Below are 25992 nucleotides of genomic sequence, written 5' to 3'. Positions count from 1 at the left end.
TCAGTGTGCGAGTCCGGGGCCGATGATGAGCGGCGGCTCCGTGGCGTCCACCACTTGCTGCACCGTCACCCCCGGCGCCGTCTCGACGAGGGCGAGGCCTTCTTCCGTCACATCGATGACCGCGATGTCGGTGATGATCCGATCCACCACCCCGCGGCCCGTGAGAGGCAGGCTGCACGTGTTCACGATCTTCGCGGAGCCGTCCTTCGCGACGTGCTCCATGAGCACGATCACCCGCGCTGCTCCGTGCACGAGATCCATCGCTCCGCCTGGCCCCTTGACCATCTTGCCCGGGATCATCCAGTTCGCGAGGTCGCCGGTCGCGGACACCTGCATCGCTCCGAGGATCGCCGCGTCGATCTTCCCGCCGCGGATCATCCCGAAGCTCGTCGCCGAATCGAAGAAGGCAGATCCCGCGAGCACGGTCACAGTCTCCTTGCCCGCGTTGATGAGGTCCGGGTCGACGACATCCTCATGCGGATAGGGCCCGACGCCGAGAATGCCGTTCTCCGACTGCAGCACGACCGTGACGTCGGGCGGCACGTGGTTCGGTACGAGCGTCGGCAGCCCGATGCCGAGGTTGACGTAGGAGCCGTCCTCGAGCTCGGCCGCAGCACGCGCGGCCATCTCGTCACGGGTGAGCGGCATGTCAGGCTCCTTCCGCGGCGACGGTGCGCCGCTCGATGCGCTTGGGGATGTCGGTGCCGACCTCGACGACCCGGTGGACGAAGACCCCCGGCAGATGAATGGTGTCCGGGTCGAGTTCGCCCGGCTCGACGAGGCGTTCGACCTGAGCGATGCACACCCGACCCGCCATCGCGGCGAGAGGGTTGAAGTTGCGGGCTGCCTTGTTGAAGATCAGGTTGCCGTGGCGGTCGCCGACCAGCGCGTGCACGAGGGCGTAGTCGGTCGTGATCGCCTCCTCGAGGACGTACTCACCCGGCGTACCAGCCGTGTCGAACGTCCGCACGTCCTTGGCAGGCGAGGCCACGTCCACCGTTCCGTCCGGGTGATAGCGACGCGGGAGCCCGCCTTCGGCGACCTGCGTACCGACGCCGGTCTGCGTGTAGAAGGCGGCGATGCCCGAACCGCCGGCGCGGAGCTTCTCGGCGAGCGTGCCCTGCGGCGTGAGCTCGAGTTCGAGCTCACCCGAGAGGAACTGCCGCTCGAACTCCTTGTTCTCCCCCACGTACGACGAGGTCATCTTGCGGATGCGCTGCGCTCGCAGGAGAACGCCGAGCCCCCAGTCGTCCACACCGCAGTTGTTGCTGACGATGCTGAGGTCGGTCGTACCCTGTGCGAGCAGCGCCTCGATCAGCGCTATCGGGTTGCCGGAAAGTCCGAAGCCGCCGACGGCGAGAGATGCTCCGTCGCGGATGTCGGCGACCGCGTCCGTGGCGGACGCCCATTCCTTGTCGATCACGTGTGCCCCTTCGAAGACGTGCTTTCGTCCAGCGTGAGGCCTGGCCGGTCCTCGACGGAAGCGCGCTCTTGCCATGTGGCCGCTCCTTCGCCTAGCGTCCACATTATGGAACAGCGTGCCCCAGGCATCCCCGGCGCCCAGGCCATCGCGAGGGCGGCGTCTCTCCTGAGACTCGTCACCGCCGGCGGCACAGGGGGCGCGACGCTGCAGTCGCTCGCGCGGGAGTCAGAGCTCTCGCGGTCCACTGCGCACCGCCTTCTCTCCGCGCTCCGGGCGGAGGGACTCGTCGACCGCTCAGAGGACACGGGGAGGTGGATGCCCGGCCCCGAACTCTTCCTCATGGGCACTGTGGCAGCCGCACGGTATGACATCACCTCCCTCGCTCGCGACATCGTGCGCTCCCTGGCCGTCAAGACCGAGGAGAGCGCGTTCCTCTCCGTGCGACGCGCTGATGAGACGGTCTGCCTAGTGCGCGAAGAGGGATCGTTCCCCATCCGCTCGTTCGTGCTCAGCGAGGGGGTGCGATTCCCGCTCGGTGTCGCGAGCGCCGGCCTCGCCATCCTCGCCTTCCTCCCCGACCACGATGTGGATGCTTATCTCGACCGGCACCCCGAACTCGCCGAGGGCTGGGGCCGCACGCACGGTGAGGCTGCTCTGCGCGCGCGCCTTGCGGAGACGAAGGAGCGCGGCTACTCCGTGAATCCAGGGCTCATCGTCGAGGGCAGCTGGGGCCTCGGCGCGGCGGTCTTCGATCGCCAGGGACGCCCCGAGTGGGCACTGAGCCTCACGGGCGTGGAGTTCCGGTTCGGCCCAGACCGCACGCAGGAGCTCGGCCGCATCCTTCTCGCGCATGCGCACCAGCTGTCGGCGCGGATCGCCGGAAACCGGCGCTGACCCGCACGTACATACCAAAGGGTATATACTCACTGGTATGAATCGTCAGGACGTCATCCCCTCCCTCGTCCTCTCCTCGTACGCACTGGCCCGGATCGCCGCGCAGGATGCCGGCAACGAGGCGCCCGCCGCACAGTGGCGCGTGCTCACCCTCCTGGAGAAGACCGGCGCGACGCGCGTGGGAGAGCTGGCGACGGCCGCCCGCACCACGCAACCGGGGATGACACGTCTCATCGGCGCATTGGAGCGCGAAGGCCTCGTGCTCCGCTCCCCCGTCCCGGAGGACTCCCGCGCCATCGCCGTCGCGATCACCCCGGCGGGGTCGCGAGCGCTGCGCGCGTGGCGGGAGGAGTTCCGCGACACCCTTGCACCACGATTCACCGATCTCGACGACGACGACTGGCGTGCCCTCGAGCGGGCCGCTGAGATCCTCGCCGCGCACACCACTACCGACACGACAGGAGCATCGCAGTGAGCAGCAGCACCACCACATCCGTGTGGAAGCAGCCGGCACAGGTATGGGCGGTCGCCTTCGCCTGCGTCGTCGCCTTCATGGGAATCGGCCTGGTCGATCCCATCCTCCCGGCGATCGCCGAGTCGCTGCAGGCGAGCCCGTTCGAGACGGAGCTGCTGTTCACCAGCTACCTCGCCGTGACAGGCGTCGCGATGCTCGTGACGAGCTGGATATCGAGTCGGATCGGCGCGAAGCTCACGCTGCTGATCGGCCTCGCCCTCATCGTCGTCTTCGCGCTGTTCTGCGCTCTCAGCGGCAGCGTCGACGCCGTCATCGGCTTCCGCGCTGGCTGGGGCCTCGGCAATGCGCTCTTCATCTCCACCGCCCTTGCCACGATCGTGGGTGCGGCGTCGGGCGGCAGCTCAGCGGCCATCGTGCTCTACGAGGCGGCGCTCGGGCTCGGCATCGCGATCGGCCCGCTGCTCGGCGGCATCCTCGGCGAGCAGAGCTGGCGCGCCCCCTTCTTCGGAGTGGTCGTGCTCATGGCGATCGCCTTCGTGGCGGTGCTCGTGCTGCTGCGCGGTGCGCAGGAGAAGCGCACGCCCGTGCCGTTCTCCGCACCCTTCGCGGCGCTGAAGCGGCCGGCTCTGGCGATCCTCGCGATCGCGGCACTGTTCTACAACATCGGATTCTTCATCCTCCTCGCCTTCTCGCCCTTCCCCCTCGGCTTCGGCGCGATGGGCATCGGCTTCACCTTCTTCGGATGGGGCGTCGCCCTCGCGGTGACGAGCGTGTGGGTAGCGCCATTCCTCATGCGCAGGATGCGGCGCACCCGCGTCATCCTCCTGGTCCTCCCCCTCCTGGCCGTCGACCTCGTCGTGGCGGGCCTGCTGGTGTCGTCCGCCGCGGCCCTCGTGACCTGCATCGTCATCGGCGGTCTGCTGCTGGGCATCATGAACACCGTGCTCACGGAGGCCGTCATGGAGGCCACCGACCTGCCGCGTTCCGTCGCCTCGTCGGCGTATTCGGCCGTGCGGTTCCTCGGTGGAGCCATGGCACCGCCGCTCGCCGCAGCCCTGTGGCACGCGCTGAATGCCACCGTCCCGTACCTGGTCGCCGCTCTGGCCGTCCTGGTCGCCGCCCTGACCGTCTTCCTCGGACGCAAGGTCCTCGCGCACATCGACGACGAGCCCGCCGACGCCGAGACAGAGGATGCCGCGGCGATACTCATCGGCGACGCAGCGTGACCGGCCGGCCCCACCGTCTCGGTACGGTGGGGCCATGACCGATCTCCCCGAGCGCAGCATCATCGTTCAGCAGCATCTCGCCCGTGCCGGTGTCGAGAGCGAGATCCGCGTGCTTCCCGATTCCGCGCGCACTGCCCGCGACGCGGCCGCCGCAATCGGATGCCACGTCGCCTCGATCGCGAACAGCCTGGTTCTTGCAGCCGACGGCTCGCCGATCCTCGTCATGACCAGCGGTGGCCACCGGGTAGACCTGGGCGTGCTCGCGCGGTCGATCGGTGCGCGCAGTGTGGCGATGGCGGCGCCTGCCGTGGTACGTGAAGCCACCGGGCAGGCGATCGGCGGTGTCGCTCCCGTGGGACACCCGTCGCCCTTGCGCACGTTCATCGACGAGGCGCTGCAGGGCCATGACGTCATCTGGGCGGCGGCCGGCCACCCGCACACCGTGATGCCGCTGACGTTCGACAGCCTGCAGCGCGTCACCGACGGGACGGTCGTCGCCGTGGCGTGAGGCATTCGTCCCTCGGCGACGGCAGGAAGCGAAAAAGCCCCGGAATCTGGCGAGAGATTCCGAGGCTGATCCGTGCACCCCCTGGGACTTGAACCCAGAACCCACTGATTAAGAGTCAGTTGCTCTGCCGATTGAGCTAGAGGTGCGTGGCCCGGGTTTCCCCCGGCCGAGGAATTACATTACCAGTCGACGACCGCTGGGCGAAATCGGGACGCACGTCCTTTCCACCCGCGCGTGTCGCCGCATGTCCGACCTTCCTCGGCGGCGTGAACCGTGCCGGTTATCCTTGAGGCGTGACCGCCTCCCCCGCTGCCGCCGACCTCTCCCACGACCTCGAGCTCGCCCTCAGACTGGCCGACGCCGCCGACCTGCAGTCGCTGCCTCGCTTCGACGCGGCGGACCTCACGGTGTCGACGAAGGCCGACAACTCGCACGTGACGGACGCTGATCTCGCCACCGAGCGCGCGATCCGCGAGATCCTCTCCACCGAGCGCCCCGCCGACGGCGTCTTCGGCGAGGAGTACGGCTCCGAGGGCGACACCCATCGGCAGTGGATCATCGATCCGATCGACGGAACCGCCAATTTCCTGCGGGGAGTGCCGCTCTGGGGCACGATGATCGCGCTCGCGGTCGACGGCGTCCCTCAGGTCGGCGTCGTGAGCATGCCGGCGCTCGGACGGCGCTGGTGGGGCGCTGCCGGTCTGGGCGCGTGGACCGCGACCGATCACGACCCCCGACGCATCGAGGTGTCGACGGTGGACTCGCTCGATGAGGCGAGCGTCAGCTTCCAGAGCATCGCGCAGTGGACCCGGTACGGCCATCGCGATCAGCTGCTGCGCCTCGCCGACCGCGTGTGGCGCGACCGTGCCTACGGGGATGTCTACGCCTACATGCTGCTCGCCGAGGGGCGAATCGACATGGTCGCCGAGTTCGATGTCAAGGAGTACGACATCGCCGCCGCCGTGCCGATCGTGCGCGAGGCGGGGGGACGCATGACCGGTTTCGACGGATCCGAGACGATCTCCGACCTGTCGACACTCGCGACCAACGGCATCCTCCACGATGCCTTCCTCGACCTCCTGCACGACTGACCCGGAAGCCAGTGATGACGCCTCGCACCTCTGCCGCCGCCCTCGGAGCCCTGCTCCTGGCCGTCACGCTCACCGCGTGCGGAGGCACTCCCGACGGCGGGTCTTCGCCGACTCCTGATGCTCCGACGCCGACGTCGAGCGCGTCGGCGGAGCCCGCCGCGACGCCCACCCCCACCGCCGACGCCGCCGAGCCGGCGTGCGACACCATCATCTCCCCCGGCACTGTCGATGCGCTCAGTCAGCAGGGATGGACGTTCGAGGAGAAGGAGTTCCTGATCGGCGACGTCTCCCTTCCGGATGGACTGCTGTGCTTCTGGGCGGATTACAGCGTCCCCTCCGACCACGGCCAGCTGTACGGATGGTCGACGATCAGCCCTGACGACGCATCGCGCGCGCAGACCGCGCTGCTGAGCGAAGGCTGGACCCGGGAGGACGGCACCGACGGGATCTACTTCACCGAGGATCCGCAGCGCGCGATGGGCACCGACGAAGACGGCTACGGCATGACCTACCTCTTCGGCGACGGCTGGGTGAAGTTCGCCGACACGCGTCAGGGACTCATCCTCATCGACTGGGCCGGCTGACGAGCACAATCCGCGCACCGATGAGTACACCGGGCGAACAGCACGCAGCTGCCCGCTACGCCCGGGATGGCGGCGGCCTTCGCTCATGCGAGAGTGGCGATATCACCTCCCACGCACTCGATCCGCTACGGCAGGATCGCGTGACATGGCACTGAGGTGCTGCAACGGAAGGGCCGAGCATGGGCAAGTTCATCTACGAGGGCGGACCGAAGGTCGAGATCGAGGATCGGGCTCTCACGCACATCCAGCTGGTCATGACAGCGAAGCTGCGGCGCGGTGAGCCCTTCCCGTTCTCATGGCGTGAGGACTCGAGCGTCGGTGGTGGCCGCACCACGGTCTGGATACACCCCGGCAGCGCGATCGTGTTCAAGTACTTCGGGAGCCGCTCCCCTGCCGTCAACCGCACCTGGGTCGAGGCGCTGGCCTTCACGGCGAACTCACCGACCGGGATGTACCTGGTGCCGGAGCCGACCGAGACGTCCGCCGTCGATCGGATCGGCGAGTCGACGGAGGGCGCCTCGGTGTAACGTCGCGTGCATGAGCGCGGACCCCTCCCTCTCCGAGATCGCAGCCGAGCTCTACACGCAGCCGCTCGCCGATTTCATCGCCGGGCGCAACGCGCGTGCGGCCGACACCGACGACACGGCGCTGGCCGCAGGCATCCGCGCGCTTCGCAAGCCGTCTGTCGCCGCCTGGGTCGTGAACGTCTTCGCCCGCGAACGGGCGTCTCAGCTCGGTGAGGCGCTGCAGCTCGCCGCGGAGCTGCGCGAGGCACAGGAGGACCTGGATGCGAAGGCTCTGGCTCAACTGGGACGCGACCGACGAGCCCTCACAGCGCGCCTCGCCACGGCAGCCGCAGAGCTGGCGGAGACACGAGGCGAACGGGTGAGTCCCTCCACGCGGGATGCCGTGCAGCAGACCATCTCCGCGGCGTTCTTCGATCCGGATGCCGCGGCCGCCGTCGCCTCCGGCCGCCTCGTGCGTGAGCTCGAACCCTCCGGGACGTTCGCGGACGCCATGGACACGATCGTGGCCGGCGGCATCCCGTCCGCCGCAGCCGAGCCCTCGGCACCGCCTGACGAACTCAAGGCGCGTCGCGCACGTCGCGATGCGGAGCGTGGGGTACGGGACGCGGAGCAGGCACACGAGCGCGCTGCGCGAGAGGCAGCAAGAGCCGCGGACCTCGAGGCGACGGCTGTGAGCCTCGTCGATGATCTCCACGCGCGCGTCGCCGAACTCGAGAAGGAACTGGTGACCGCCCGACGGGAGTCGGCGCGCGCCGAGACTGCGGCCGCGGACGCGGCAGAACGCCGTGCAGAGGCGACGAAGGCGGTTCAGGAGGCGGAGGATGCCGTCGCCTCGGCCCGAAGCGCTCTGGAGGCTCTCGGGCGGTCCGGCTGACGCGCTCCCGGGCAGAAGGCTGCCGCACACGGTCGGCGCTGCGATCGCGGCCAGGGCTGTATCACGCCCGACGATGGTGAGCAATGGCGGGTCACGGATTGGTAACTGCCTGTGGCGCGCGAATTACGATGACTGAGCGGTCTGATACCGGTGTCGGGCCGCACCGGCCGATCGTGGTTGCGCGTGGGGAAGCTCTCTGGTTTCTGGGGCAGCACGCACTTCGACGGCCTGGGGAGATCCGGCTTCCCCGTCGGGGGGGCGGGGAAGCCGGATCTCGCTGGACGACACGGCAGTTTGCTTCTCTCGCCGCCCGACGCCTCACTCGCACGCACGAAGGCCCGCCTCCCTGGTGATCACCAGGGAGGCGGGCCTTCGTGTTCGTGACAGCGACATGGTGGAGCTGGGGGGAATCGAACCCCCGTCCAACGCTGAGTCTCCACGCCTTCTCCGGGCGCAGTCTGTGGAAGCGTTCTGCTCGGCTCCGACCTTTGTCACAGACACCTAAGTCGACGAGCCCAGCCTGGGAAGAGTCCCACGTGACGTCCAGACGCCGTCACGCAGCAAGATTCCTAGATGACGCCAGGATCCGTATCGGAATCACATACGGTCTGACGGACTATCGGGCTCGCTTAGGCAGCGAGGGCGAAGTCGTTGCGCTTGGTTTCGGCAACTATTGTTTTGCAGAGGGCGTTTACGAGATAACTCTGCATCCTCGGCCCGCTTCTCGTGGATTCACAGGCGCTGTCGAAACCGATCAGCCCCGTGGTCCTTCTCTCGAAGGAGCCGCTGTCACTCTGTGGATTTATCAGCCGGAACCGAAGGTGCCGGGCATCACAGACTACAACGTCTGCGTGGTCTCTGCCATTCCGTCGTCTCTCGACGTGCTGGCGTAGAGTCGCGATCATGAGCGAAGACGTCACGATCACAGTCCGCGGCGAACACGAGTCGCGCCTCGCGCCGGAGCGCGCGACGATCCACGTCGGTGTGCGCGTCGACGGGCCGGACCGCGCGACTGTCGTCGAAAGTGTGATGCGTCTGACCGCGCCGGTGCGCGACTCCCTCATCGCGAGAGCCGATGCGGCAACGGTCGTCGAGTGGACGAGCAAACGGCTGTCGGTGCGCGCGGAGCGCCCGTGGAACACCGAGGGCAGACGACTCGCAGCGGTCTACTACGCGAGCGTCGACCTCACGGCCACGTTCACCGAGGCTTCGGAGCTGTCGGAGTGGGTCTCGGAGGTTTCGCCGTGGGAGGGCGTGGAGGTGGGCGGGGTCGACTGGCACCTCACGGCTGACACTCGCGCGGCGACCGAGCGGGCGGTCGCATCGCAGGCGGTCGCTGTCGCGGTCGCTCGCGCTGAGGCCTACGCCGGTGCGCTCGGTCTCGGCCGGATCACGCCGCGAGAGATCGCCGACGTCGGCCTGATGTCCAGCGCGCAGCCGTCATCCGCCGCTCCGATGATGATGAAGGCGCAACGAAGCACGGCTTTCGCCGCGGACGGGGGCGCCGGGATGGAGTACGAGCCGGAGGACATCGTCATCTCCGCCACGGTCTAGGCGCGCTTCCTCGCTCGCTGAGCGCCGAGCGCGGTCAGCTCTCGGCGAAGGGCTGGAGATCGGCGGCCAGACGCTCGGAAACCCGTGCGTGCACAGCGGTCCCGTCCGCGCGGTGGTCGACCGAGAGCAGCATGCCCGTCTCGTGGATGGCGGCGACGAGGTCACCGCGGTCGTAGGGCACGACGGCACGGATCTCGACGGCCGGCTTCGGCAGTGCCTCCTCGATCGCCGAGCGCAGCTCGACGATGCCCTCCCCCGAGCGCGACGACACGAAGTGCGCCTTCGGCTCGAGTCCCTGGAGCACGAGGCGCTCGTCCGGGTCGATGAGGTCGGCCTTGTTGAAGACGACGAGCTCCGGCATGTCGCGCACGCCGACGTCGCCCATCACGTCGCGCACGGTCTGCAGCTGACCGGCCGGGTCGGGGTGCGAGCCGTCGACCACGTGCAGGACGACGTCGGCGTCGCCGACCTCCTCCAGCGTCGACCGGAAGGCTTCGACCAGCTGGTGCGGGAGGTTCCGTACGAACCCGACCGTGTCGGTCAGGGTGTAGACCCGACCATCCGAGGTCTCGGACCGGCGCACGGTCGCATCGAGCGTGGCGAACAGGGCGTTCTCGACGAGCACACCGGCGCTCGTGAGGGCGTTGAGCAGGCTCGACTTCCCCGCGTTGGTGTACCCGGCGATCGCGACGGACGGAATCGTGTTGCGCTTGCGCTCAGCGCGCTTGGCTTCACGAGCCGGGGCGAAATCACGGATCTGACGACGGAGCAGAGCCATCTTCGTGCGGATGCGGCGACGGTCGAGTTCGATCTTCGTCTCACCCGGTCCACGCGAGCCCATTCCGGCACCACCCGCGCCGACCTGCCCACCGGCCTGCCGGCTCATCGAGTCACCCCATCCGCGGAGACGCGGCAGGAGGTACTCCAGTTGGGCGAGCTCGACCTGGGCCTTGCCCTCACGGCTCTTCGCGTGCTGGCTGAAGATGTCGAGGATGACCGTCGTGCGGTCGATGACCTTGACCTTCACCACGTCTTCGAGGGCGCGGCGCTGGCTCGGCGCGAGCTCGGTGTCGGCGATCACGGTGTCGGCGCCGACGGCCGCGACGATGTCCTTCAGCTCCTGCGCCTTGCCCCGCCCGAGGTAGGTCGCGGTATCCGGGTGCGGGCGACGCTGCAGCACGCCGTCGAGGACGACGGCGCCTGCGGTCTCGGCGAGAGCCGCGAGCTCTCGGAGCGAGTTCTCGGCATCCTCTTGCGCGCCCTGAGGATAGACACCGGCGAGCACGACGTTCTCGAGGCGCAGCTGCCGGTACTCGACCTCGGTGACATCCTCGAGCTCGGTGGAGAGTCCGGCCACGCGGCGGAGCGCATGTCGATCCTCGAGATCCCACTGATCGCCGTCCGATGTCGCGTGCGCCGCGGTGTCGCGGTCCTGCAGCGCCTGCGCAGCGCCGAAGACGCGAGTCTCGGTGCGCCGTTCGGCGTTCGCGAGCACTCGTTCGAGTGCGTCGTCGCCGGTCGAGTGTGTCGTGGTATCCGTCATCCGGTCCTGTTCTCTGGGTTTGGTTGCGAGCCTTAACCTTAGCCCGCGCTGTCCGCTACGCTCACGGTATGGGGTCCGACCATTACTTCACCGCGGCCCCGGCGAGTCCCGAGAACCTGCGCACGATCCGTGTATCGCTTGCAGGCCGTGAGCTGGAGGTCACCACCGCGGGTGGTGTCTTCAGCCCGGATCGGTTGGATGCCGGAACTGCGGTGCTTCTCGCCAACATGCCTCCCGTTCCGCCGGGTGGTCATCTTCTCGACCTCGGCAGCGGGTGGGGTCCGATCTCGTTGTCTATGGCCACCGCCGCACCGCACGCGACCGTCTGGGCGGTCGATGTCAATGAGCGGGCTCTCGATCTCGTCCGCCGCAACGCTGCTTCCGTCGGCCTCACCAATGTCAACGCCGTGCGGCCGGAGGATGTTCCCTCCGACGTGATGTTCCGCACGATCCGGTCGAACCCGCCGATCCGCGTGGGGAAGAACGAACTGCACGGACTGCTCGAGAAGTGGATTCCCCGCCTCGACGAGCGCAGCGACGCATGGCTGGTCGTGCAGCGCAACCTCGGCGCCGACTCGCTGCAGCGCTGGATCGGGGCGACTTTCACCCCCGGCTTCAGCGTCTACCGCACCGCTACGGCCAAGGGATACCGGGTGCTGAAAGTGCGCAAGCACGGCACCCCTCCGACGGAGCCCATCCCGCTCACGGCATCCGGGGACTGAAGCGCTCTCGACCGCGGACGCGGTCAGATCAGCTCGACCTCGCCGCTGAACACGAGCTGCGCGGGTCCCGATAGTCCGACATGCTCGCCGTCTTCGGCGGGGAACATCCGTACGCCGAGGACGCCTCCCGGCACCTCGACACGCCAGTGATCCGGAGCCTGCGCGCCGGCCCAGTGCCGCACTGCGAGTGCGGTCGCCGCAACGCCTGTGCCGCAGCTCAGGGTCTCGCCGACACCACGCTCCGACACGCGCATTCGAACGTGCCCGACGCCGTCTCGCACGAGGGGCTCAGCGGGAACGACGAATTCCACGTTCGCGCCCTGCGGCAGCGCGGGGTCGAGTTCGGGCGCACGGTGCAGTTCGAGCGACGCGAGCTCGGCATCCTCGGCAAGAGCGACGACGACGTGCGGATTGCCGACATCGACGCCGAGTCCGGGGCGGGTGACCGCCAGCCCCTCGGCTGTGACCAGCGGGTCGTCGCCCGAGAGTCGCCAGACGCCGAGGTCGACCTGGTACCCGGTGTCGCTGCGAGTGATGTCGCGCACCCCGGCCCGGGTGCCGATCGCGAGGGTCGATCCCGGCTCGAGTTCCGCGAGACCGGACCGGAGCAGATAATGGGCGAAGACGCGGATGCCGTTCCCGCACATCTCCGCGATCGAGCCGTCGGCGTTGCGGTAGTCCATGAACCACTCGGCGGCCGGCTCTTCGGCCAGAGTCGCCCGCCCCTCCGTTATCGCGGCGGAGCGGACCACGCGCAGGATGCCGTCGGCGCCGATGCCGAAGTGCCGGTCGCAGAGCGCTGCGACCTGTTCCGAGGTCAGCTCGAGTGTGCCGTCGGGGTCGGCGATGATGACGAAATCGTTGCCCGTGCCGTGCCCCTTGGTGAATGCGACCATGCGACCAGTCTAGGGAAGCCGTCTATGCGTCGGCGATCAGCCGCTTGCCGGTGTTGCTCACCGAGAAGCGTTCGTATCCGAGGCTGTCGTAGAACCCCAGCACCGATTCATTGCCTTCCCGGACCATCAGCTGGATCTTCGCGCACCCCATTTCGAGGAGGAGCCTCTCGGCCTCGCCGACCACCGCGCGCGCGACGCCGCGCTTGCGGTGCGTCGAAGCCGTCGCCAGGTAGTACAGCCATCCCCGGTGCCCGTCGTAGCCCGCCATCACCGATCCGACGACGGTCGCCCCACCTGGAGAATCCTGATCGACGGCGACGAGGAACAGCTCCGGTTGCACCCGCAGCTTGCGCTCGATGTCACGATGCGGATCGTTCCACGGCCGGGTGAGGCCGGCCTCCTCCCACAGTGCGACGACCGCCTCGGTGTCGCTGTCCTCGAACGCACGGATGCTCCAACCCATCCCCCGAGTCTAGGCTCGGAAATCTCCGTCTTTGACGACCCGGTATCGACCGCAGAGGAACGATCTGTTGCGCGCGACCTCCAACAACTCGAGCGCGAGCGCGCGCGGGAGCAGTGGCGCCCCCGAGCCGAGCGTCAACGGCGCGAACTGCACCCAGACCTCGTCGAGGAGCCCGGCGTCGGCGAACTGCCCGGCGAGTTCGCCGCCTCCGACCACCCAGACGTCCTTGTCGGCCGCGGCGTCGATCATCGTCGCGTGTGCCGCGGCGACCTCGCCCTGCACGAAGCGGACGTCGCCGACCTCCGGACGCTCGAGGTCGCGGTGCGTGAAGACCCAGGTCGGCTGCGCGTACCCCCATGCGCCGTGCTCGTGCCGCATCACCCACTCGTACGTCGAGGCACCCATCGCCAGGGCCCCGATGCCGCGCTCGAACCCCTGGTAGGCCATCGGGCCGTCCTGATCGATGTCCTGCGAGAGCAACCAGTCCAGCGAGTGGTCGTCGGTCGCGATGAAGCCGTCGAGGCTGGATGCCGTGTAGAAATGGGTCGCCATGTCGCCAGACTCCCATCGACCTCGGACATCCGCGTCTCCAGCGGGCGCGCAAGTTCAGCGCGCGAGCAGCGACACCGCCGAAGTCGGTGCGTCGTACCATTCCAGGTCCGCGTAGCGCTTGAACCACGACACCTGCCGGCGCGCGTACCGGCGCGTGAGCGCTTGGGTATGCTCGATCGCCTCCCGCTCGGAGAGTTCACCGTCCAGCTGCGCGAGGGCCTGCGCATAGCCGATCGCACGTCGGGCGGTCACGCCCCGCTCGAGCCCTCTGCTGCGCAGCTCGGTGACCTCAGCGAGCAGGCCCGACTGCCACATGCGCTCGACTCGTTCGTCGAGCCTTCTGACCAGATCCGGACGGTCGACATGCAGGCCGACGATACGTGTGCCCGATTGCCAGAGCGCGGGTTGCGGGGGCAGAACGGCTCCGTGCGTCGCACTCCCCTGTTCGAGCACTTCGAGTGCGCGCATCACACGTCTGGCGTTCTTCGGGTCGATGCGCTCGGCGGTCGCGGGGTCGAGTCGCCGCAGTCTCGTCAGCAGGGCGTCGAGGCCGTGGGCGTCGAGTTCTCGCTGCAGACGATCGCGGAGCAACGTGTCGCGTGGCGGGAAGGCGAAGTCGAAGATGACGCTCGAGACGTAGAGACCTGATCCCCCCACGAGGATCGCGTCTCCCCCGCGCGACTGGATGTCGGCGACCACCGCTCGCGCGGCCGGCTGATACCACGCCACTGCCGCTTCCTCGTCGACGTCGCGCACGTCGAGCATGTGGTGCGGGATGCCGCGACGCTCGACGACGGAGAGCTTCGCCGTGCCGATGTCCATCCCGCGATACAGCTGCATGGCGTCGGCATTGATGATCTCCGCCGGGTTGCCGCGGGCGCGCAGCTCCTCGGCGAGGTCGAGCGCCAGGTCGCTCTTCCCCGTCCCCGTGGCGCCTACGACCGCCCACAGCCTGGCGCGGTCGGATGCCGGGGTGGTTCTGCCGTCTGTCACACGCCCACGCGGAGCGATGGCAGGCCGAGCGACACCGCGCCGGTGCCTCCGGCCGATGCAGGGGCAGGCACGGCGCAGGACTCTGCCTGAGCGCGATCCCACGCGTCACCACCACGCGTGCGCCGGATGCGCAGCGGCGCACCCGCTGGATCGTCGGCGAGAAGGTGGAACGGCGCAGCGTGGCTGATCGTGACGGTCACCACGTCGCCGGGCCGCGGCAGATCCGACCCCGGGGTCACCTCGAAGTGCACGAGGCGGTTGTCCTGCCCTCGACCTGTGAGGCGGTGGGTCTCTGCATCCTTTTTGCCTTCGCCCGTCGAGACCAGCACCTCGGCCTCGCGACCGACCTGTTTCTGATTCTCTTCCAGCGAGATGCGCTCCTGCAGGGCGATGAGACGGTTGTACCGCTCCTGGACGACCGCCTTGGGAACCTGGTCGTCCATGGTGGCCGCCGGCGTCCCCTCGCGAATGGAGTACTGGAATGTGAAAGCGCTGGAGAATCGGGACTGTTCGACGACCCGCATGGTGTCCGCGAAGTCCTCCTCGGTCTCACCGGGGAACCCGACGATTATGTCGGTCGTGATCGCGGCGTGCGGGATGCGGTCACGCACCCGCTCGAGGATGCCGAGGAACTTCTCGCTCCGGTAGGACCGCCGCATGGCCTTCAGAATGCGGTCGCTTCCGGACTGCAGAGGCATGTGCAGTTGCGGCATCACGTTCGGGGTCTCCGCCATGGCGTCGATCACGTCGTCAGTGAAAGCGGCGGGATGCGGACTCGTGAAGCGCACGCGCTCGAGGCCGGGGATCTCGCCTGCGGCGCGGAGCAGCTTTCCGAATGCCTGCCGGTCACCGAATTCGACGCCGTACGAGTTGACGTTCTGTCCGAGCAGGGTCACCTCGATCGCGCCGTCTTCGACGAGCAGTCGGATCTCGTTGAGGATGTCGCCCGGTCGGCGGTCCTTCTCCTTGCCCCGGAGGCTCGGGACGATGCAGAACGTACAGGTGTTGTTGCATCCGACCGAGATCGACACCCAGCCGCTGTGTGCGGAGTCGCGCTTGGTCGGGAGCGTGGACGGGAAGATCTCGAGGGATTCGAGGATCTCGAGTTCGGCCTCACCATTGTGACGAGCGCGTTCGAGCAGACCGGGCAGCGACCCCATGTTGTGGGTGCCGAAGACCACGTCGACCCACGGAGCCTTGTCGAGAACGGCTTGCTTGTCCATCTGGGCGAGGCATCCGCCGACCGCGATCTGCATCCCGCCCTTGCGCCTCTTGACGGCTGCGAGCTGGCCGAGGGTGCCGTACAGCTTGCCCGCGGCATTGTCGCGCACAGCGCAGGTGTTGATGATGACGACGTCGGCTTCGTCCCCTACTTCGGCGCGGACGTACCCAGCACTCTCCAGAGACCCGGACAGCCGTTCGGAATCGTGCACGTTCATCTGGCAGCCGAAGGTGCGGACTTCGTACGAGCGCTGCCTGCCGTCGGGGTCGATCGCCGCCGACGACGAGGAGATGATCGTCGGCTCACTGCGCGGGATAGTCATGATCACACCATTCTACGAGCGTGTCGCCGCGACTCCGTCGGGGCTTCGGATCAGCTCGGCTCCACCCGTTCCGACTCGGCCCATCCCCTGACGCCTCAGTCGGAGTCGACGAACCGTACACCGCTCGCGCCGCGCCCGGAGGACGCCTCAGCCAATGCCGCCTTTGCTGCGCTCATCGCGATCCCGCCGTTGTAGCCACGGCGCGCAAGCTGCCCGACAAGACGCCGGAGCGCTGTCTCGGAGTCCAACCTGGTCAACGACCTCGCCTTCGAGCGCGCGTACTCGAGCGCGCGCTCTGCGTCGTCGTCGGGCAGTTCATCGAGAGCAGAATCGATGATGTCCCTGGGTATCCCTCGCTGAGCGAGCGCACGGGTGAGAGCCACGCGACCCTGACCCTTCCGTTCGACGCCTGCCGTGACCAGTTGCCCCGCGAGCATCGCATCGTCGAGATATCCGCGGCGTTCGAACTCGGCGATGACGTCGTCGATCTGGTGGACCTCGAGACGGCGTCCGTCACTCTCGTAACCTCTCAGCACGAGACGCGCCTCCGAGACCGACAGCGACCGCGTCCGGAGCTTGCGTACGAGCAACTCTGCGGCGCCCGCGCGCACCTCTTCGTCGTCCCGTCGACGAAACTCCGTCGGATCGTTCTGCGCGACGCAATCGAATCGATCGGCCGTCGTATTGAGCGGCCGCAGACGGAAACCACGGCCCGCGGCACCACGGGCCGGGTGCCTCGCGCTCGGCGAACCGGAGGGCTCCTCGTCATCGTCGACCGCATTGCCGAGTCCATCACTCCACGTCGATCTCCACGAAGCCGACTCATTGGTCCGCGGAGGCGCGGTGGCGCCTGCCTCCCGGTCCGCCCTGCCGGGCAGCTTGACCGACGGATCCGGCACACGCCGGTGCCGAGCGGCGTCATCGCGATCGCCCGCGGCATCCGCCTCCGCACCTCGCCTCGGACCGAACAACGGGGTCACGGGGGCGAGCCGTTCGGACTCGCCCCCGTGTTCACTCATCGCTCATCCCGGTCATCGGAGCGCTCCCTTTCGACAGCCGAACTGGCGATACATGACTGTTACGCCGGGCGCCGCTCAGCGAGCTCATCGGCCGGAGCAGCGGCGGACGCACCGCCGATGCCGAGCTTCTGCTTGATCTGCGTTTCGATCGTCAGAGCGATGTCGGGGTTCTTGATCAGGAAGTTGCGGGCATTCTCCTTACCCTGTCCGAGCTGATCTCCGTCGTAGGTGTACCACGACCCCGACTTCTTCACGATGCCGTGGTCGACGCCGAAGTCGATGAGACTGCCTTCGCGCGAGATTCCGACTCCGTAGAGGATGTCGAACTCCGCCTGCTTGAAGGGCGGAGCCATCTTGTTCTTCACGACCTTCACCCTGGTGCGGTTACCGACAGCATCGGTCCCGTCTTTGAGCGTCTCGATGCGACGGATGTCCATACGGACAGACGCGTAGAACTTCAGCGCCTTTCCTCCGGCGGTGGTCTCCGGGGATCCGAAGAAGACACCGATCTTCTCTCGGAGCTGGTTGATGAAGATCATCGTCGTATTGGTCTGGTTGAGGCCACCGGTCAGCTTGCGGAGCGCCTGCGACATCAGACGCGCCTGAAGACCGACATGCGAGTCGCCCATCTCGCCCTCGATCTCGGCGCGGGGCACCAGCGCCGCGACAGAGTCGATCACGATAAGGTCGATCGCCCCGGAACGCACGAGCATGTCAGCGATCTCGAGCGCCTGCTCACCGGTGTCGGGCTGCGAGACCAGGAGGGCGTCGATGTCGACGCCGAGCTTGGCGGCGTAGTCGGGGTCGAGGGCGTGCTCAGCGTCGATGAACGCCGCGATGCCGCCGGAGCGCTGGGCGTTGGCGATCGCGTGCAGGGTCAGTGTGGTCTTACCCGAGGACTCCGGTCCGTAGATCTCGACGATGCGGCCACGCGGGAGGCCGCCGACACCGAGCGCGACGTCGAGGGCGATGGACCCGGTCGGGATCACCGCGACGGGTGCACGCTCGTCACTGCCCAGCCGCATGACCGAGCCCTTCCCGAACTGGCGGTCGATCTGGGCGAGTGCGGTCTCGAGGGACTTCTCGCGGTCTGCGGGTGATGGCATGACGTGCTCCTTATAGTCGCGTGGTGCCGCCTGTAGGCTGTCGCGGTCGTCCCGGGATCGGGGCGAACTCTCCGACAAGGCGTATGGCTCTTCGGCTGTTATCACCGTAAGAGGGACCACCGACATTGCGTCATGCGGACCAGCTAACGGGGAGAACGTGATCTCCGAACCACTTGTGCAGAACGTTACGCCGGTTTCGAACACATCTTCGACGACACGCCGCAAATGCGACCGCAGCACTCGCTGGTCAACGACCACGAGGAGTCAGTGCTGACGCGGCTCCAGACGACCGGCCCCGTGGCGGCGCTCCGTCGGCACGTCCGTCTCCGCGCACAGCGCGAGCCAGATGTCGCGCGGGGGCACTCCTGCCTCCAACGCATCCGCAGCCGTGCGGCTCGACAGCTGCGTGAGAACGAGATCGTTGACGAGCGACGACGAGCGCCCGCCGAATTCTGCCTCCACCGCGCGGAGGAACTCACTACGACGCATGCAGAGCGCGCAGACCGACGTCAGTGGAGCGAGAGCTCGGGCTCGACCGCCGCGACGAGATCGTCGGGGACGACATCCGGGAACACCTGGATGCCTTCGAGCACGGAGATACGGTCGCCGACCTCGCGCATGATCGTCGAGATGGGGACATCGAGCGCATCGGCCACGGATGCGAGGATCTCGCTCGATGCCTCTTTCTGGCCACGCTCGACTTCACTGAGATAACCGAGGGCGACGGACGCCTTGCTCGCGACCTGGCGGAGCGTGCGTCCCTTCTGAAGACGGAAGTCCCTCAGAACATCGCCGATTTCCTGCCGTACGAGAATCATCGGAACCTCCTCCCAGATCGCCTACTCGAGGTCTCCCCCGATGGAATCGTCAGTCTAGCCGTATCGACTGTCACAGAATCTACCCTTGCACGCTGTGCTTTGGATGTGAGCACGTTTATGACAACGGAGGCGTCCGCCCGGCTATTCCCGGCTCATCCGAGACAGCAGGGACACCACGGCATCCACCGACTGAGCGCGTATCGCCGAGCGGTCGCCGAAGAAGCGGAACGACTCAGTCACCGAGCTCTCAGGCGTGACGACCGCGACATGCACCGTGCCGACAGGCTGCCCATCGGGAGAGTCGGGCCCGGCGATACCGGTCGTCGCCACCCCCACGTCTGCTGCGCGACCGACCCCGACCGCGCGTCTCACCCCATCGGCCATCTGCAGCGCCACGCGGGGATGGACGGGTCCGTGTGCATCCAGCAGCGCCTCGTCCACACCAAGCAGCGAGTGTTTGACCGGAGTCGCGTAGGCGACCACTGCGCCCCACAGAGTTGCAGATGCTCCGGGCACGCTCACCAGCTCGGCAGCGACAGCGCCGCCCGTCAACGATTCCGCGACGCCGAGCGTCCAGCCCCGAGTGATGAGTGACCTCACCGCGTCGGCCGCAACCGTCACGCCGACCGCCGGGAGCCTCGCAGTTGAGCGACGATGTAGTCGATGCCGCTCACGACGGTGAGGATCAGCACGATGATCATCAGTACCGCCGTGATGACCACCCATGGACCGAGACCGATCACCACATGCAGCGGCAGCAGTGCCCACCCGAGGGCGACGGCCTGCACCGCCGTCTTGAGCTTGCCCATCCACGCCGCCGCGACGACGTGCTCTTTGGCGACGATCAGTCGATGGACGGTGATGCCCCACTCGCGCACGAGGATCACGATGACGACCCACCAGTTCAGCTCTGCCAGGATCGCGAGGCCGATGAATCCGGCTCCGGTGAGCAGCTTGTCGGCGATGGGATCCCACAGTTTCCCGAAATCGCTGACGATGTCGTATCGACGCGCCAGATACCCGTCGACCCAGTCGGTGGAGATCGCGACGATGAAGAGTGCGCCCGCGATCCACCGCACGGTCAGGTCGCTCAGCCCATAGGTGCCTCCGACGAGAAGAAGTATGAAGAAGACGATCGCGAGCGGAATCCGCGCGACGGTGATCGCATTGGGCAGCTGCCGAGGGATCGCCATCAATCGCGCCCCGTCAGGCCCCAGGCGTCTTCATCGCCCTCGGCCTCGACCTCAGGCAGCCCTTCGAACTGCGCCTCCACCGGGTCCCGCGGAGCCGCCGGCGCCATCGGCGCCGCCGCCGCGGGTGCCGCGCCCGCGGGCGCGGGAACGTCCTCACCGCGAAGTTTCGCCATGACCTGGGGCAGCTGCTCCGGAGTCGCGAGGACGTCGCGCGCCTTGGAACCCTCGGATGGGCCGACGATCTCGCGCGATTCGAGCAGATCCATGAGGCGGCCCGCCTTCGCGAAGCCCACCCGCAGCTTTCGCTGCAGCATAGACGTCGAGCCGAACTGCGAGGACACGATGAGCTCGGCGGCGGCGAGGAGGAGCTCGAGGTCGTCCCCGATGTCCTCGTCGACCTCCTTCTTCTTCGCCGGCTCCATGGCCTCCTGCACGTCCGGACGGTACTCGGGACGTGCCTGGCGGGTGACGTGCTTGACGACCGCGTCGATCTCCTTCTCGTCGACCCAGGCGCCCTGAAGCCGGAACGGCTTCGACGAGCCCATCGGCGAGAACAGGGCGTCACCCTGACCGATCAGCTTGTCGGCTCCCGGGCTGTCGAGGATGACGCGGCTGTCGGTGACGCTGGTGACGGCGAACGCGAGACGCGAAGGAACGTTGGCCTTGATCAGACCGGTCACGACGTCGACGCTCGGGCGCTGAGTGGCGAGCACGAGGTGGATGCCGGACGCACGCGCGAGCTGGGTGATGCGGACGATCGAGTCCTCGACGTCGCGCGGCGCCACCATCATCAGGTCGGCGAGCTCGTCGACCACCACGAGCAGATAGGGATACGGCTTGAGCACACGCTCGCTGCCGACCGGCACTTCGACCTCGCCGGCGCGGACGGCCCTGTTGAAGTCGTCGATGTGGCGGAAGCCGAACGACGCGAGGTCGTCGTACCGCATGTCCATCTCCTTGACGACCCACTGCAGCGCCTCGGCGGCCTTCTTCGGATTGGTGATGATGGGGGTGATCAGGTGCGGGACACCGGCATAGCTGGTGAGCTCGACGCGTTTGGGGTCGATCAGGACCATCCGGACGTCGGCCGGACGTGCCCGCATGAGCAGGCTCGTGATCATCGAGTTCACGAAACTCGACTTACCGGAACCTGTCGAACCGGCGACCAGGAGGTGCGGCATCTTCGCGAGGTTGGCCACCACGAAGTTGCCGCCCACGTCCTTCCCGACCCCGATGGTCAGCGGATGCGTGCTCTTGTGGGCGGCCTGCGAGCGGAGCACATCTCCCAGCGCGACGGTCTCGCGGTCGGTGTTGGGGATCTCGATGCCGATCGCGCTCTTTCCGGGGATCGGGGAGAGGATCCGCACATCGTTCGATGCGACGGCGTACGCGAAGTTGTTGCTGAGCTGAAGGATCTTCTCGACCTTCACGCCGTGCCCGACCTCCACCTCGTACTGGGTGACCGTCGGGCCGCGCGAGAACCCCGTGACCTTCGCATCGACGTTGAACTGCGACAGCACGCTCGTGATCTGCTCGACGATGCGGTCGTTGGCCTCCGAACGCGCGACCGAGGGCGGCCCTTCCGCGAGAACTCCCGGCGAGGGGAGGATGTAGGGTGCGACCGGAGCCTGCGGCGCGCCGTCCCCTGGCCCCTCGGTGCCGAATCCGTCGAGGCCCGGCAGCTCGGGCATCTCCCCGGTATCGGATTCGTCGTCGAGCAGGGCCGTCGTCTGCTGCTCTGCGAGTGCGTCGGTGACCGACCGCACATCGGAGAGGACTTCGGTGGCCGCGTCGTACGGGTTGGCGACCGTGACCGCCTGATCGTAGGCGGGCGTCGCCTCCTGGGTTCCGAGGAGAGCCGTGATGTCGTCGGAGCCGAGCGTCCCCTCGTCCGGATCCTCTTCGCGGCCGGTCTTGTTGCGGCGCCACCACGGCAGCACGTCGGGATCGTCGACCTTGTCCGCGTCGTCGATCGCCGCGGCGTCCTTCGCGGGCTTCTCGGCGCGCTCGGCGTCGAACATCCAGGCGTACAGGTCGCCCAGGCGCTGCCCGATGCGGTTCGGCGGCGTCTTGGTCAGGATCAGCACGCTGAGCACGGCGAGCAGTGCGAGGACGATGTAGGCGCCGATCGGCGTGAGGTACGAGAGTGGCTCACCGATCATCCACCCGAACAGTCCGCCGGCCTCGCTGAGCGCCAGCATCCCCTCTTTCGGCTGGGCGCGGACGAGCAGACCGGCGGAGTCGGCGTGGCCGCTCGCGACGTGACAGAAACCCGCCAGGGACAGGACGAAGAGACCGAACCCGATCCCGATGCGGCCGTTGTCGTGCACAGACGAGGGGTGTCGGAACAACCACCCGGCGAGGAACAGCAGCAGCACGGGCATCACGAATGCGACGCGACCGACCAGTGCGCCCACGGAGTAGGCGCTGATGTTCGCGGCGACCTCGTTGCCGATGAAGAACCACTCGTTCACCGCGCCGGCGACCGCCAGCATCACGAGAAGGAGAGGGAAGCCGTCTCGACGGTCGTCCTTCTCGAGTGTCTCCGGTCCGAAGGCTCGGAAGAGGCCACCCACACCGTGCGCGAGGCCGCCCCACGCACGGACGACCACCGGAGGCTTCTCGGCCTCGTCGATGTACTTCTTGGGTGCGGCCTGAGCCTTCGGAGCGGCCTGCCTCTTGGGGCGAGGCGAGGCGCTCTCGGACGCGCGCGCTGACTTCGTGGTGCTCCTGGCCATGGTCTCACGTTACGACCAGCAACCGACATCGGCCCGTAATGACGCGGCAATCCGGGCCGATCGGGGGTGTCGGCGGCTCAGGCCTCGATGACCAGCGGCACGATCATCGGACGCCGGCGGAGCTTCTGATTGACCCATCGGCCGATCGTGCGGCGGACCACCTGCGACAGCGCGTGGGTGTCGCGGACACCGTTGCCGGACGCCTCTTTGAGAGCAGCCACGATCTTTGGAGCGACGTCGTCGAAGACGGAGTCGTCCTCGGCGATTCCCCTGGCGTGGATCTCCGGGCCGGAGATGATGCGCCCCGTCGCGGCATCCACCACCACGATCACCGAGACGAAGCCCTCTTCGGCGAGGATGCGGCGATCCTTGAGGTCGGCATCCGTGATCGCGCCCACCGTCGAGCCGTCGACGTACACGAAGCCCAGGTCGAGTTGCCCGGCGATGCGCGCATCACCGTCTTTGAGGTCGATCACGGTACCATTCGAGGCGATGATGGTCCGCTCGGCCGGGATGCCGGTGTCCTGCGCGAGCTTCGCATTGGCGACGAGGTGTCGGTACTCGCCGTGCACGGGCAGCACGTTCCGCGGCTTGAGGATGTTGTAGCAGTAGATGAGCTCGCCGGCTGCCGCGTGCCCGGAGACGTGCACGCGGGCGTTCGCCTTGTGGACGACGTTCGCACCCAGCTTGGTGAGTCCGTCGATGATGCGGTAGACCGCGTTCTCGTTGCCGGGGATGAGGCTGGACGCGAGGATGACGGTGTCGCCCTCGCCGATCTCGATTGCGTGGTCCATGTTGACCATCCGACTGAGCACGGCCATCGGCTCGCCCTGCGAGCCGGTGGACATGTAGACGATCCGGTCGTCGGGGAGGTCGCGCGCCTTCTTGTAGTCGATCAGCACGCCGTCCGGCACCTTGAGGTAGCCGAGCTGCTCCGCGATCGTCATGTTGCGCACCATGCTGCGGCCGAGGAAGGCCACCCGGCGTCCGTTCGCGTGCGCCGCGTCGATGACCTGCTGCACACGGTGCACGTGACTCGAGAAGCTCGCGACGATGACCCGGCGCGGGGCTTTCGCGATGACCTGGTCGAGAACGGGTCCGATGGAACGTTCGGTGGGTGTGAAGCCGGGGACGTCGGCGTTCGTCGAGTCGACGAGGAAGAGGTCGACTCCCTCCTCGCCGAGGCGGGCGAACGCACGCAGGTCGGTGATGCGACCGTCGAGCGGGAGCTGATCCATCTTGAAGTCGCCGGTCGCGAGCGCCGTGCCCGCCGGAGTGTGGATCGCGACGGCCAGAGCATCGGGGATCGAGTGGTTCACAGCCACGAACTCGAGATCGAAGGGACCGACCTGCTCCTCCTGCCCCTCCTTCACGGTGAGAGTGAAGGCCTTGATCCGGTGCTCCTTGAGCTTCGCCTCGACGAGCGCGAGGGTGAGGCCAGAACCGATCAGCGGGATGTCGTTCTTGAGGCGGAGCAGGTACGGCACGGCCCCGATGTGGTCCTCATGGCCGTGCGTCAGGACCACGCCGACGATGTCGTCGAGTCGGTCCTTGATCGGCTCGAAGTCCGGCAGGATGAGGTCGACGCCGGGCTGGTGCTCCTCGGGGAACAGCACGCCGCAATCGACGATGAGGATCTTCCCGTCGAACTCGAAGATGGTCATGTTGCGACCGATCTCGCCGAGGCCTCCGAGCGGTGTGACGCGCAGCGTCCCCTCTTCGAGAGCGGCGGGATCTGCAAGCGGGATGGACATGGTGCCTCCTCAGTCGGACGCTCCACGCGTCCGGTCGTTCGTCGTGGCGCGGCGCACCGCGGCCGTTTTTCAGCGTGTCGTTCCGTGCACCTTCGGCAGCGCGCCGCCGGCGGCGGCATTGCGGTCGGGGCGGAAGTTCGAGAAGTCGGCACCGGGGACGTCCTGGACGAGGTCGAGTTCGTCCTCGATCAGGGCGGCCTCCCATTCCTCGGGACCGACGAGGGGCAGGCGGACGCGCGGGCTCGAGATGCGGCCGAGTCCGTGCAGGATGTACTTCGCCGCCACCGTGCCCGGCACGTGCGTCATGACGGCGCGGACGAGCGGCTCGAGACGCTTGTGCTCGGCGGTCGCCGCGGCCAGGTCGCCGCGGTTCACGGCATCCACGATCGTGCGATACGGGGTCGCGGCGATGTTCGCCGTCACACCTATCATGCCCGTCGCACCGATCGCGAGATGCGGCAGCACGTTGGCGTCGTCACCGGAGAAGTACAGGAGATCGGTCTGGTTGAGCACACGGCTCACCTCGGAGAAGTCGCCCTTGGCGTCCTTCACCGCGAGGATGTTCGGATGCTTCGCGAGGCGGAGGATCGTCTCGTACTTGATCGGCACGCCGGTGCGTCCGGGGATGTCATACAGGATCACGGGGAGATCGGTCGCATCCGCGACGAGCCGGAAGTGCGTGAGGATGCCGGCCTGAGTCGGCTTGTTGTAGTACGGCGTGACGATCATGATGCCGTCGGCACCGGCCTTCTCGCTGGCCTTGTAGAGCTCGATCGCGTGGGCGGTCTCGTTCGAGCCGCCGCCGGTGATGATCTTCGCCCGACCGGCCGAGACGGACTTGCCGACCTCGACCAGCTTGAGCTTCTCGGGGTCCGTCAGGGTCGAGGTCTCGCCGGTCGTTCCCGTCACGACGATGCCGTCCGCTCCTGCGGTGATCACGTCATCGATGTGCTTCTCGACGGCGGGCCAGTCGACTTCGCCGTCGGCGGTCATGGGGGTGACCAGCGCGACGAGAACCTGTCCGAAAGGGTTGCCCGAGTGCGTCATGCTCCCAGCGTATCGGTCGGTCGGGCTTCACGCCGACGCTGCGGGCCGGATGATGTCTCCCCGGCGCACGTCGACGGCATCGCGCAGCAGGATGCCCGCGAGCTCGCCCACGGTGGCCTCGCTCGCCCGTTTCCGGAACATCTCGATGCCCGTGATGCTCGTCGCTGCTTCCACCGCACCCTGGCGGACGATCTCGATGGCGTCGTCGACTCGGAGGATGCCGCTGCGCACCGTCCCGGTGGCGATTCGGCCGCGGCCGGTGATGGTGAACACGTCCTCCACGACGAATTCCGTCGACGTCCGCGCCGTCGAGAGGTCGCCGGCCGCGCGCACGGCGGCTCCGTCCGCAGTCATCGGCGCCAGCCGCGCGGCCTCCGTCTCGTTGTACTGCCGCAGCATCTCGTTCGCATCCTGCGTCTCACGTCGTCTGCCGAACAACCATCCCATG

At 67.7% G+C, this 25992-nt stretch carries 28 protein-coding genes, 1 tRNA gene and 1 other RNA gene; 10 read left to right on the top strand and 20 right to left on the bottom strand.

What is annotated here, in order from left to right; genetic code table 11:
- Both FSY98_RS14915 and FSY98_RS14910 read right to left on the bottom strand, forming a co-directional pair.
- Positions 1 to 648 (bottom strand): 3-oxoacid CoA-transferase subunit B, encoded by a 648-nt coding sequence (locus FSY98_RS14915; RefSeq protein ID WP_186307704.1) that lies wholly within the window; start codon positions 646 to 648, stop codon positions 1 to 3.
- 1 nt (position 649) lies between these two features.
- Entirely contained in the window at positions 650 to 1423 is a 774-nt protein-coding gene (locus tag FSY98_RS14910) for a CoA transferase subunit A (RefSeq protein ID WP_144877417.1), read from the bottom strand.
- 105 nt (positions 1424 to 1528) lie between these two features.
- Here FSY98_RS14910 and FSY98_RS14905 point away from each other — a divergent pair, with 105 nt between their 5' ends.
- The 4 genes from FSY98_RS14905 to FSY98_RS14890 are packed head-to-tail and all read left to right on the top strand — an operon-like array spanning position 1529 to position 4526.
- Complete coding sequence (locus tag FSY98_RS14905) at positions 1529 to 2317, top strand: IclR family transcriptional regulator (RefSeq protein ID WP_144877416.1); 789 nt, start codon at positions 1529 to 1531, stop codon at positions 2315 to 2317.
- 37 nt (positions 2318 to 2354) lie between these two features.
- On the top strand, positions 2355 to 2792 hold the full coding sequence (locus tag FSY98_RS14900) for a MarR family winged helix-turn-helix transcriptional regulator (RefSeq protein ID WP_144877415.1): 438 nt from the start codon (positions 2355 to 2357) through the stop codon (positions 2790 to 2792).
- Positions 2789 to 4018 carry an MFS transporter gene (locus FSY98_RS14895; RefSeq protein WP_144877414.1) on the top strand — a complete coding sequence of 410 codons (1230 nt, stop codon included), beginning with the start codon at positions 2789 to 2791 and terminating at the stop codon, positions 4016 to 4018. The genes FSY98_RS14900 and FSY98_RS14895 overlap by 4 nt, the downstream gene beginning before the upstream one ends.
- Before the next feature lie 34 nt (positions 4019 to 4052).
- Complete coding sequence (locus FSY98_RS14890) at positions 4053 to 4526, top strand: YbaK/EbsC family protein (protein ID WP_144877413.1); 474 nt, start codon at positions 4053 to 4055, stop codon at positions 4524 to 4526.
- Between the two features lie 73 nt (positions 4527 to 4599).
- Here the strand turns inward: FSY98_RS14890 and FSY98_RS14885 are convergent.
- A tRNA-Lys gene (locus FSY98_RS14885) sits at positions 4600 to 4672 on the bottom strand.
- 147 nt (positions 4673 to 4819) lie between these two features.
- Here FSY98_RS14885 and FSY98_RS14880 point away from each other — a divergent pair.
- The 4 genes from FSY98_RS14880 to FSY98_RS14865 all read left to right on the top strand — a co-directional run bounded on the left by FSY98_RS14880 (position 4820) and on the right by FSY98_RS14865 (position 7602).
- A complete protein-coding gene (locus FSY98_RS14880) occupies positions 4820 to 5617 on the top strand; it encodes an inositol monophosphatase family protein (protein WP_144877412.1) in 798 nt (265 codons plus the stop codon).
- 14 nt (positions 5618 to 5631) lie between these two features.
- Complete coding sequence (locus tag FSY98_RS14875) at positions 5632 to 6201, top strand: hypothetical protein (RefSeq protein WP_144877411.1); 570 nt, start codon at positions 5632 to 5634, stop codon at positions 6199 to 6201.
- Positions 6202 to 6380: 179 nt separating this feature from the next.
- Positions 6381 to 6728 (top strand): ATP-dependent DNA ligase, encoded by a 348-nt coding sequence (locus FSY98_RS14870; RefSeq protein ID WP_144877410.1) that lies wholly within the window; start codon positions 6381 to 6383, stop codon positions 6726 to 6728.
- A gap of 10 nt (positions 6729 to 6738) precedes the next feature.
- Entirely contained in the window at positions 6739 to 7602 is an 864-nt protein-coding gene (locus tag FSY98_RS14865; RefSeq protein ID WP_144877409.1) for a transposase, read from the top strand.
- Positions 7603 to 7994: 392 nt separating this feature from the next.
- Here FSY98_RS14865 and ssrA read toward each other — a convergent pair.
- Positions 7995 to 8364, bottom strand: a transfer-messenger RNA (tmRNA) gene (ssrA, locus tag FSY98_RS14860).
- Positions 8365 to 8505: 141 nt separating this feature from the next.
- Between ssrA and FSY98_RS14855 the strand changes: the two genes are divergently transcribed.
- A complete protein-coding gene (locus FSY98_RS14855; RefSeq protein ID WP_144877408.1) occupies positions 8506 to 9156 on the top strand; it encodes an SIMPL domain-containing protein in 651 nt (216 codons plus the stop codon).
- A 34-nt stretch (positions 9157 to 9190) separates the two neighbouring features.
- Here the strand turns inward: FSY98_RS14855 and hflX are convergent, their stop codons facing one another.
- On the bottom strand, positions 9191 to 10699 hold the full coding sequence (gene hflX / locus FSY98_RS14850) for a GTPase HflX (protein ID WP_144877407.1): 1509 nt from the start codon (positions 10697 to 10699) through the stop codon (positions 9191 to 9193).
- A gap of 68 nt (positions 10700 to 10767) precedes the next feature.
- Here hflX and FSY98_RS14845 point away from each other — a divergent pair, with 68 nt between their 5' ends.
- Positions 10768 to 11421, top strand: coding sequence for a class I SAM-dependent methyltransferase (locus FSY98_RS14845; RefSeq protein ID WP_144877406.1), 654 nt, complete (start codon positions 10768 to 10770; stop codon positions 11419 to 11421).
- 23 nt (positions 11422 to 11444) lie between these two features.
- Here the strand turns inward: FSY98_RS14845 and dapF are convergent, their stop codons facing one another.
- The 15 genes from dapF to FSY98_RS14770 form a co-directional block, all read right to left on the bottom strand.
- On the bottom strand, positions 11445 to 12317 hold the full coding sequence (gene dapF, locus FSY98_RS14840; protein ID WP_144877405.1) for a diaminopimelate epimerase: 873 nt from the start codon (positions 12315 to 12317) through the stop codon (positions 11445 to 11447).
- A gap of 22 nt (positions 12318 to 12339) precedes the next feature.
- The gene (locus tag FSY98_RS14835; protein WP_144877404.1) at positions 12340 to 12780 is read right to left on the bottom strand and encodes a GNAT family acetyltransferase; all 441 of its coding nucleotides are present in this window, start codon (positions 12778 to 12780) and stop codon (positions 12340 to 12342) included.
- 9 nt (positions 12781 to 12789) lie between these two features.
- Positions 12790 to 13332 (bottom strand): dihydrofolate reductase family protein, encoded by a 543-nt coding sequence (locus FSY98_RS14830; RefSeq protein ID WP_144877403.1) that lies wholly within the window; start codon positions 13330 to 13332, stop codon positions 12790 to 12792.
- Positions 13333 to 13386: 54 nt separating this feature from the next.
- Positions 13387 to 14325, bottom strand: coding sequence for a tRNA (adenosine(37)-N6)-dimethylallyltransferase MiaA (gene miaA, locus FSY98_RS14825; protein ID WP_144877402.1), 939 nt, complete (start codon positions 14323 to 14325; stop codon positions 13387 to 13389).
- Positions 14322 to 15869 carry a tRNA (N6-isopentenyl adenosine(37)-C2)-methylthiotransferase MiaB gene (miaB, locus tag FSY98_RS14820; protein WP_144877401.1) on the bottom strand — a complete coding sequence of 516 codons (1548 nt, stop codon included), beginning with the start codon at positions 15867 to 15869 and terminating at the stop codon, positions 14322 to 14324. Before miaB ends, miaA begins: the two co-directional genes overlap by 4 nt.
- Before the next feature lie 95 nt (positions 15870 to 15964).
- A complete protein-coding gene (locus FSY98_RS16965; protein WP_260857468.1) occupies positions 15965 to 16405 on the bottom strand; it encodes a regulatory protein RecX in 441 nt (146 codons plus the stop codon).
- Between the two features lie 542 nt (positions 16406 to 16947).
- The gene (gene recA, locus FSY98_RS14810) at positions 16948 to 17994 is read right to left on the bottom strand and encodes a recombinase RecA (protein WP_144877399.1); all 1047 of its coding nucleotides are present in this window, start codon (positions 17992 to 17994) and stop codon (positions 16948 to 16950) included.
- A 264-nt stretch (positions 17995 to 18258) separates the two neighbouring features.
- Positions 18259 to 18483 (bottom strand): DUF3046 domain-containing protein, encoded by a 225-nt coding sequence (locus FSY98_RS14805; protein ID WP_144877398.1) that lies wholly within the window; start codon positions 18481 to 18483, stop codon positions 18259 to 18261.
- Between the two features lie 20 nt (positions 18484 to 18503).
- Positions 18504 to 18812: a helix-turn-helix domain-containing protein gene (locus FSY98_RS14800; RefSeq protein ID WP_144877397.1), complete on the bottom strand. Its 309-nt coding sequence runs from the start codon at positions 18810 to 18812 to the stop codon at positions 18504 to 18506.
- A 141-nt stretch (positions 18813 to 18953) separates the two neighbouring features.
- On the bottom strand, positions 18954 to 19433 hold the full coding sequence (locus FSY98_RS14795; RefSeq protein ID WP_260857465.1) for a CinA family protein: 480 nt from the start codon (positions 19431 to 19433) through the stop codon (positions 18954 to 18956).
- On the bottom strand, positions 19430 to 20005 hold the full coding sequence (gene pgsA / locus FSY98_RS14790) for a CDP-diacylglycerol--glycerol-3-phosphate 3-phosphatidyltransferase (protein ID WP_144877395.1): 576 nt from the start codon (positions 20003 to 20005) through the stop codon (positions 19430 to 19432). The genes FSY98_RS14795 and pgsA overlap by 4 nt, the downstream gene beginning before the upstream one ends.
- Positions 20005 to 22743, bottom strand: coding sequence for a DNA translocase FtsK (locus tag FSY98_RS14785; protein WP_144877394.1), 2739 nt, complete (start codon positions 22741 to 22743; stop codon positions 20005 to 20007). The genes pgsA and FSY98_RS14785 overlap by 1 nt, the downstream gene beginning before the upstream one ends.
- Before the next feature lie 77 nt (positions 22744 to 22820).
- Entirely contained in the window at positions 22821 to 24497 is a 1677-nt protein-coding gene (locus FSY98_RS14780; RefSeq protein ID WP_144877393.1) for a ribonuclease J, read from the bottom strand.
- Between the two features lie 69 nt (positions 24498 to 24566).
- Positions 24567 to 25544: a 4-hydroxy-tetrahydrodipicolinate synthase gene (gene dapA / locus FSY98_RS14775; RefSeq protein ID WP_144877392.1), complete on the bottom strand. Its 978-nt coding sequence runs from the start codon at positions 25542 to 25544 to the stop codon at positions 24567 to 24569.
- Between the two features lie 27 nt (positions 25545 to 25571).
- On the bottom strand, positions 25572 to 25991 hold the full coding sequence (locus tag FSY98_RS14770) for an EF-Tu/IF-2/RF-3 family GTPase (RefSeq protein WP_144877391.1): 420 nt from the start codon (positions 25989 to 25991) through the stop codon (positions 25572 to 25574).
- Position 25992 lies beyond the last annotated feature (1 nt).

The organism is Microbacterium sp. 1.5R (assembly GCF_007667425.1).
Taxonomy (GTDB): Bacteria; Actinomycetota; Actinomycetes; order Actinomycetales; family Microbacteriaceae; genus Microbacterium.
Note: the sequence above shows the minus strand (reverse complement) of the source record. Positions and strands in the feature narration are given on the sequence as shown.

Coding starts and splice junctions, on each gene's coding strand:
- recA (WP_144877399.1), bottom strand. CDS start 17,994: ATGCCATCACCCGCAGACCGCGAGAAGTCCCTCGAGACCGCACTCGCC.
- FSY98_RS14805 (WP_144877398.1), bottom strand. CDS start 18,483: ATGCGTCGTAGTGAGTTCCTCCGCGCGGTGGAGGCAGAATTCGGCGGG.
- FSY98_RS14865 (WP_144877409.1), top strand. CDS start 6,739: ATGAGCGCGGACCCCTCCCTCTCCGAGATCGCAGCCGAGCTCTACACG.
- FSY98_RS14875 (WP_144877411.1), top strand. CDS start 5,632: ATGACGCCTCGCACCTCTGCCGCCGCCCTCGGAGCCCTGCTCCTGGCC.
- FSY98_RS14900 (WP_144877415.1), top strand. CDS start 2,355: ATGAATCGTCAGGACGTCATCCCCTCCCTCGTCCTCTCCTCGTACGCA.
- FSY98_RS14780 (WP_144877393.1), bottom strand. CDS start 24,497: ATGTCCATCCCGCTTGCAGATCCCGCCGCTCTCGAAGAGGGGACGCTG.
- FSY98_RS14785 (WP_144877394.1), bottom strand. CDS start 22,743: ATGGCCAGGAGCACCACGAAGTCAGCGCGCGCGTCCGAGAGCGCCTCG.
- dapA (WP_144877392.1), bottom strand. CDS start 25,544: ATGACGCACTCGGGCAACCCTTTCGGACAGGTTCTCGTCGCGCTGGTC.
- dapF (WP_144877405.1), bottom strand. CDS start 12,317: ATGGTCGCATTCACCAAGGGGCACGGCACGGGCAACGATTTCGTCATC.
- miaB (WP_144877401.1), bottom strand. CDS start 15,869: ATGACTATCCCGCGCAGTGAGCCGACGATCATCTCCTCGTCGTCGGCG.
- hflX (WP_144877407.1), bottom strand. CDS start 10,699: ATGACGGATACCACGACACACTCGACCGGCGACGACGCACTCGAACGA.
- FSY98_RS14845 (WP_144877406.1), top strand. CDS start 10,768: ATGGGGTCCGACCATTACTTCACCGCGGCCCCGGCGAGTCCCGAGAAC.
- FSY98_RS14855 (WP_144877408.1), top strand. CDS start 8,506: ATGAGCGAAGACGTCACGATCACAGTCCGCGGCGAACACGAGTCGCGC.
- pgsA (WP_144877395.1), bottom strand. CDS start 20,005: ATGGCGATCCCTCGGCAGCTGCCCAATGCGATCACCGTCGCGCGGATT.
- FSY98_RS14890 (WP_144877413.1), top strand. CDS start 4,053: ATGACCGATCTCCCCGAGCGCAGCATCATCGTTCAGCAGCATCTCGCC.
- FSY98_RS14830 (WP_144877403.1), bottom strand. CDS start 13,332: ATGGCGACCCATTTCTACACGGCATCCAGCCTCGACGGCTTCATCGCG.
- FSY98_RS14800 (WP_144877397.1), bottom strand. CDS start 18,812: ATGATTCTCGTACGGCAGGAAATCGGCGATGTTCTGAGGGACTTCCGT.
- FSY98_RS14835 (WP_144877404.1), bottom strand. CDS start 12,780: ATGGGTTGGAGCATCCGTGCGTTCGAGGACAGCGACACCGAGGCGGTC.
- FSY98_RS14905 (WP_144877416.1), top strand. CDS start 1,529: ATGGAACAGCGTGCCCCAGGCATCCCCGGCGCCCAGGCCATCGCGAGG.
- FSY98_RS14870 (WP_144877410.1), top strand. CDS start 6,381: ATGGGCAAGTTCATCTACGAGGGCGGACCGAAGGTCGAGATCGAGGAT.
- FSY98_RS14915 (WP_186307704.1), bottom strand. CDS start 648: ATGCCGCTCACCCGTGACGAGATGGCCGCGCGTGCTGCGGCCGAGCTC.
- FSY98_RS14770 (WP_144877391.1), bottom strand. CDS start 25,991: ATGGGATGGTTGTTCGGCAGACGACGTGAGACGCAGGATGCGAACGAG.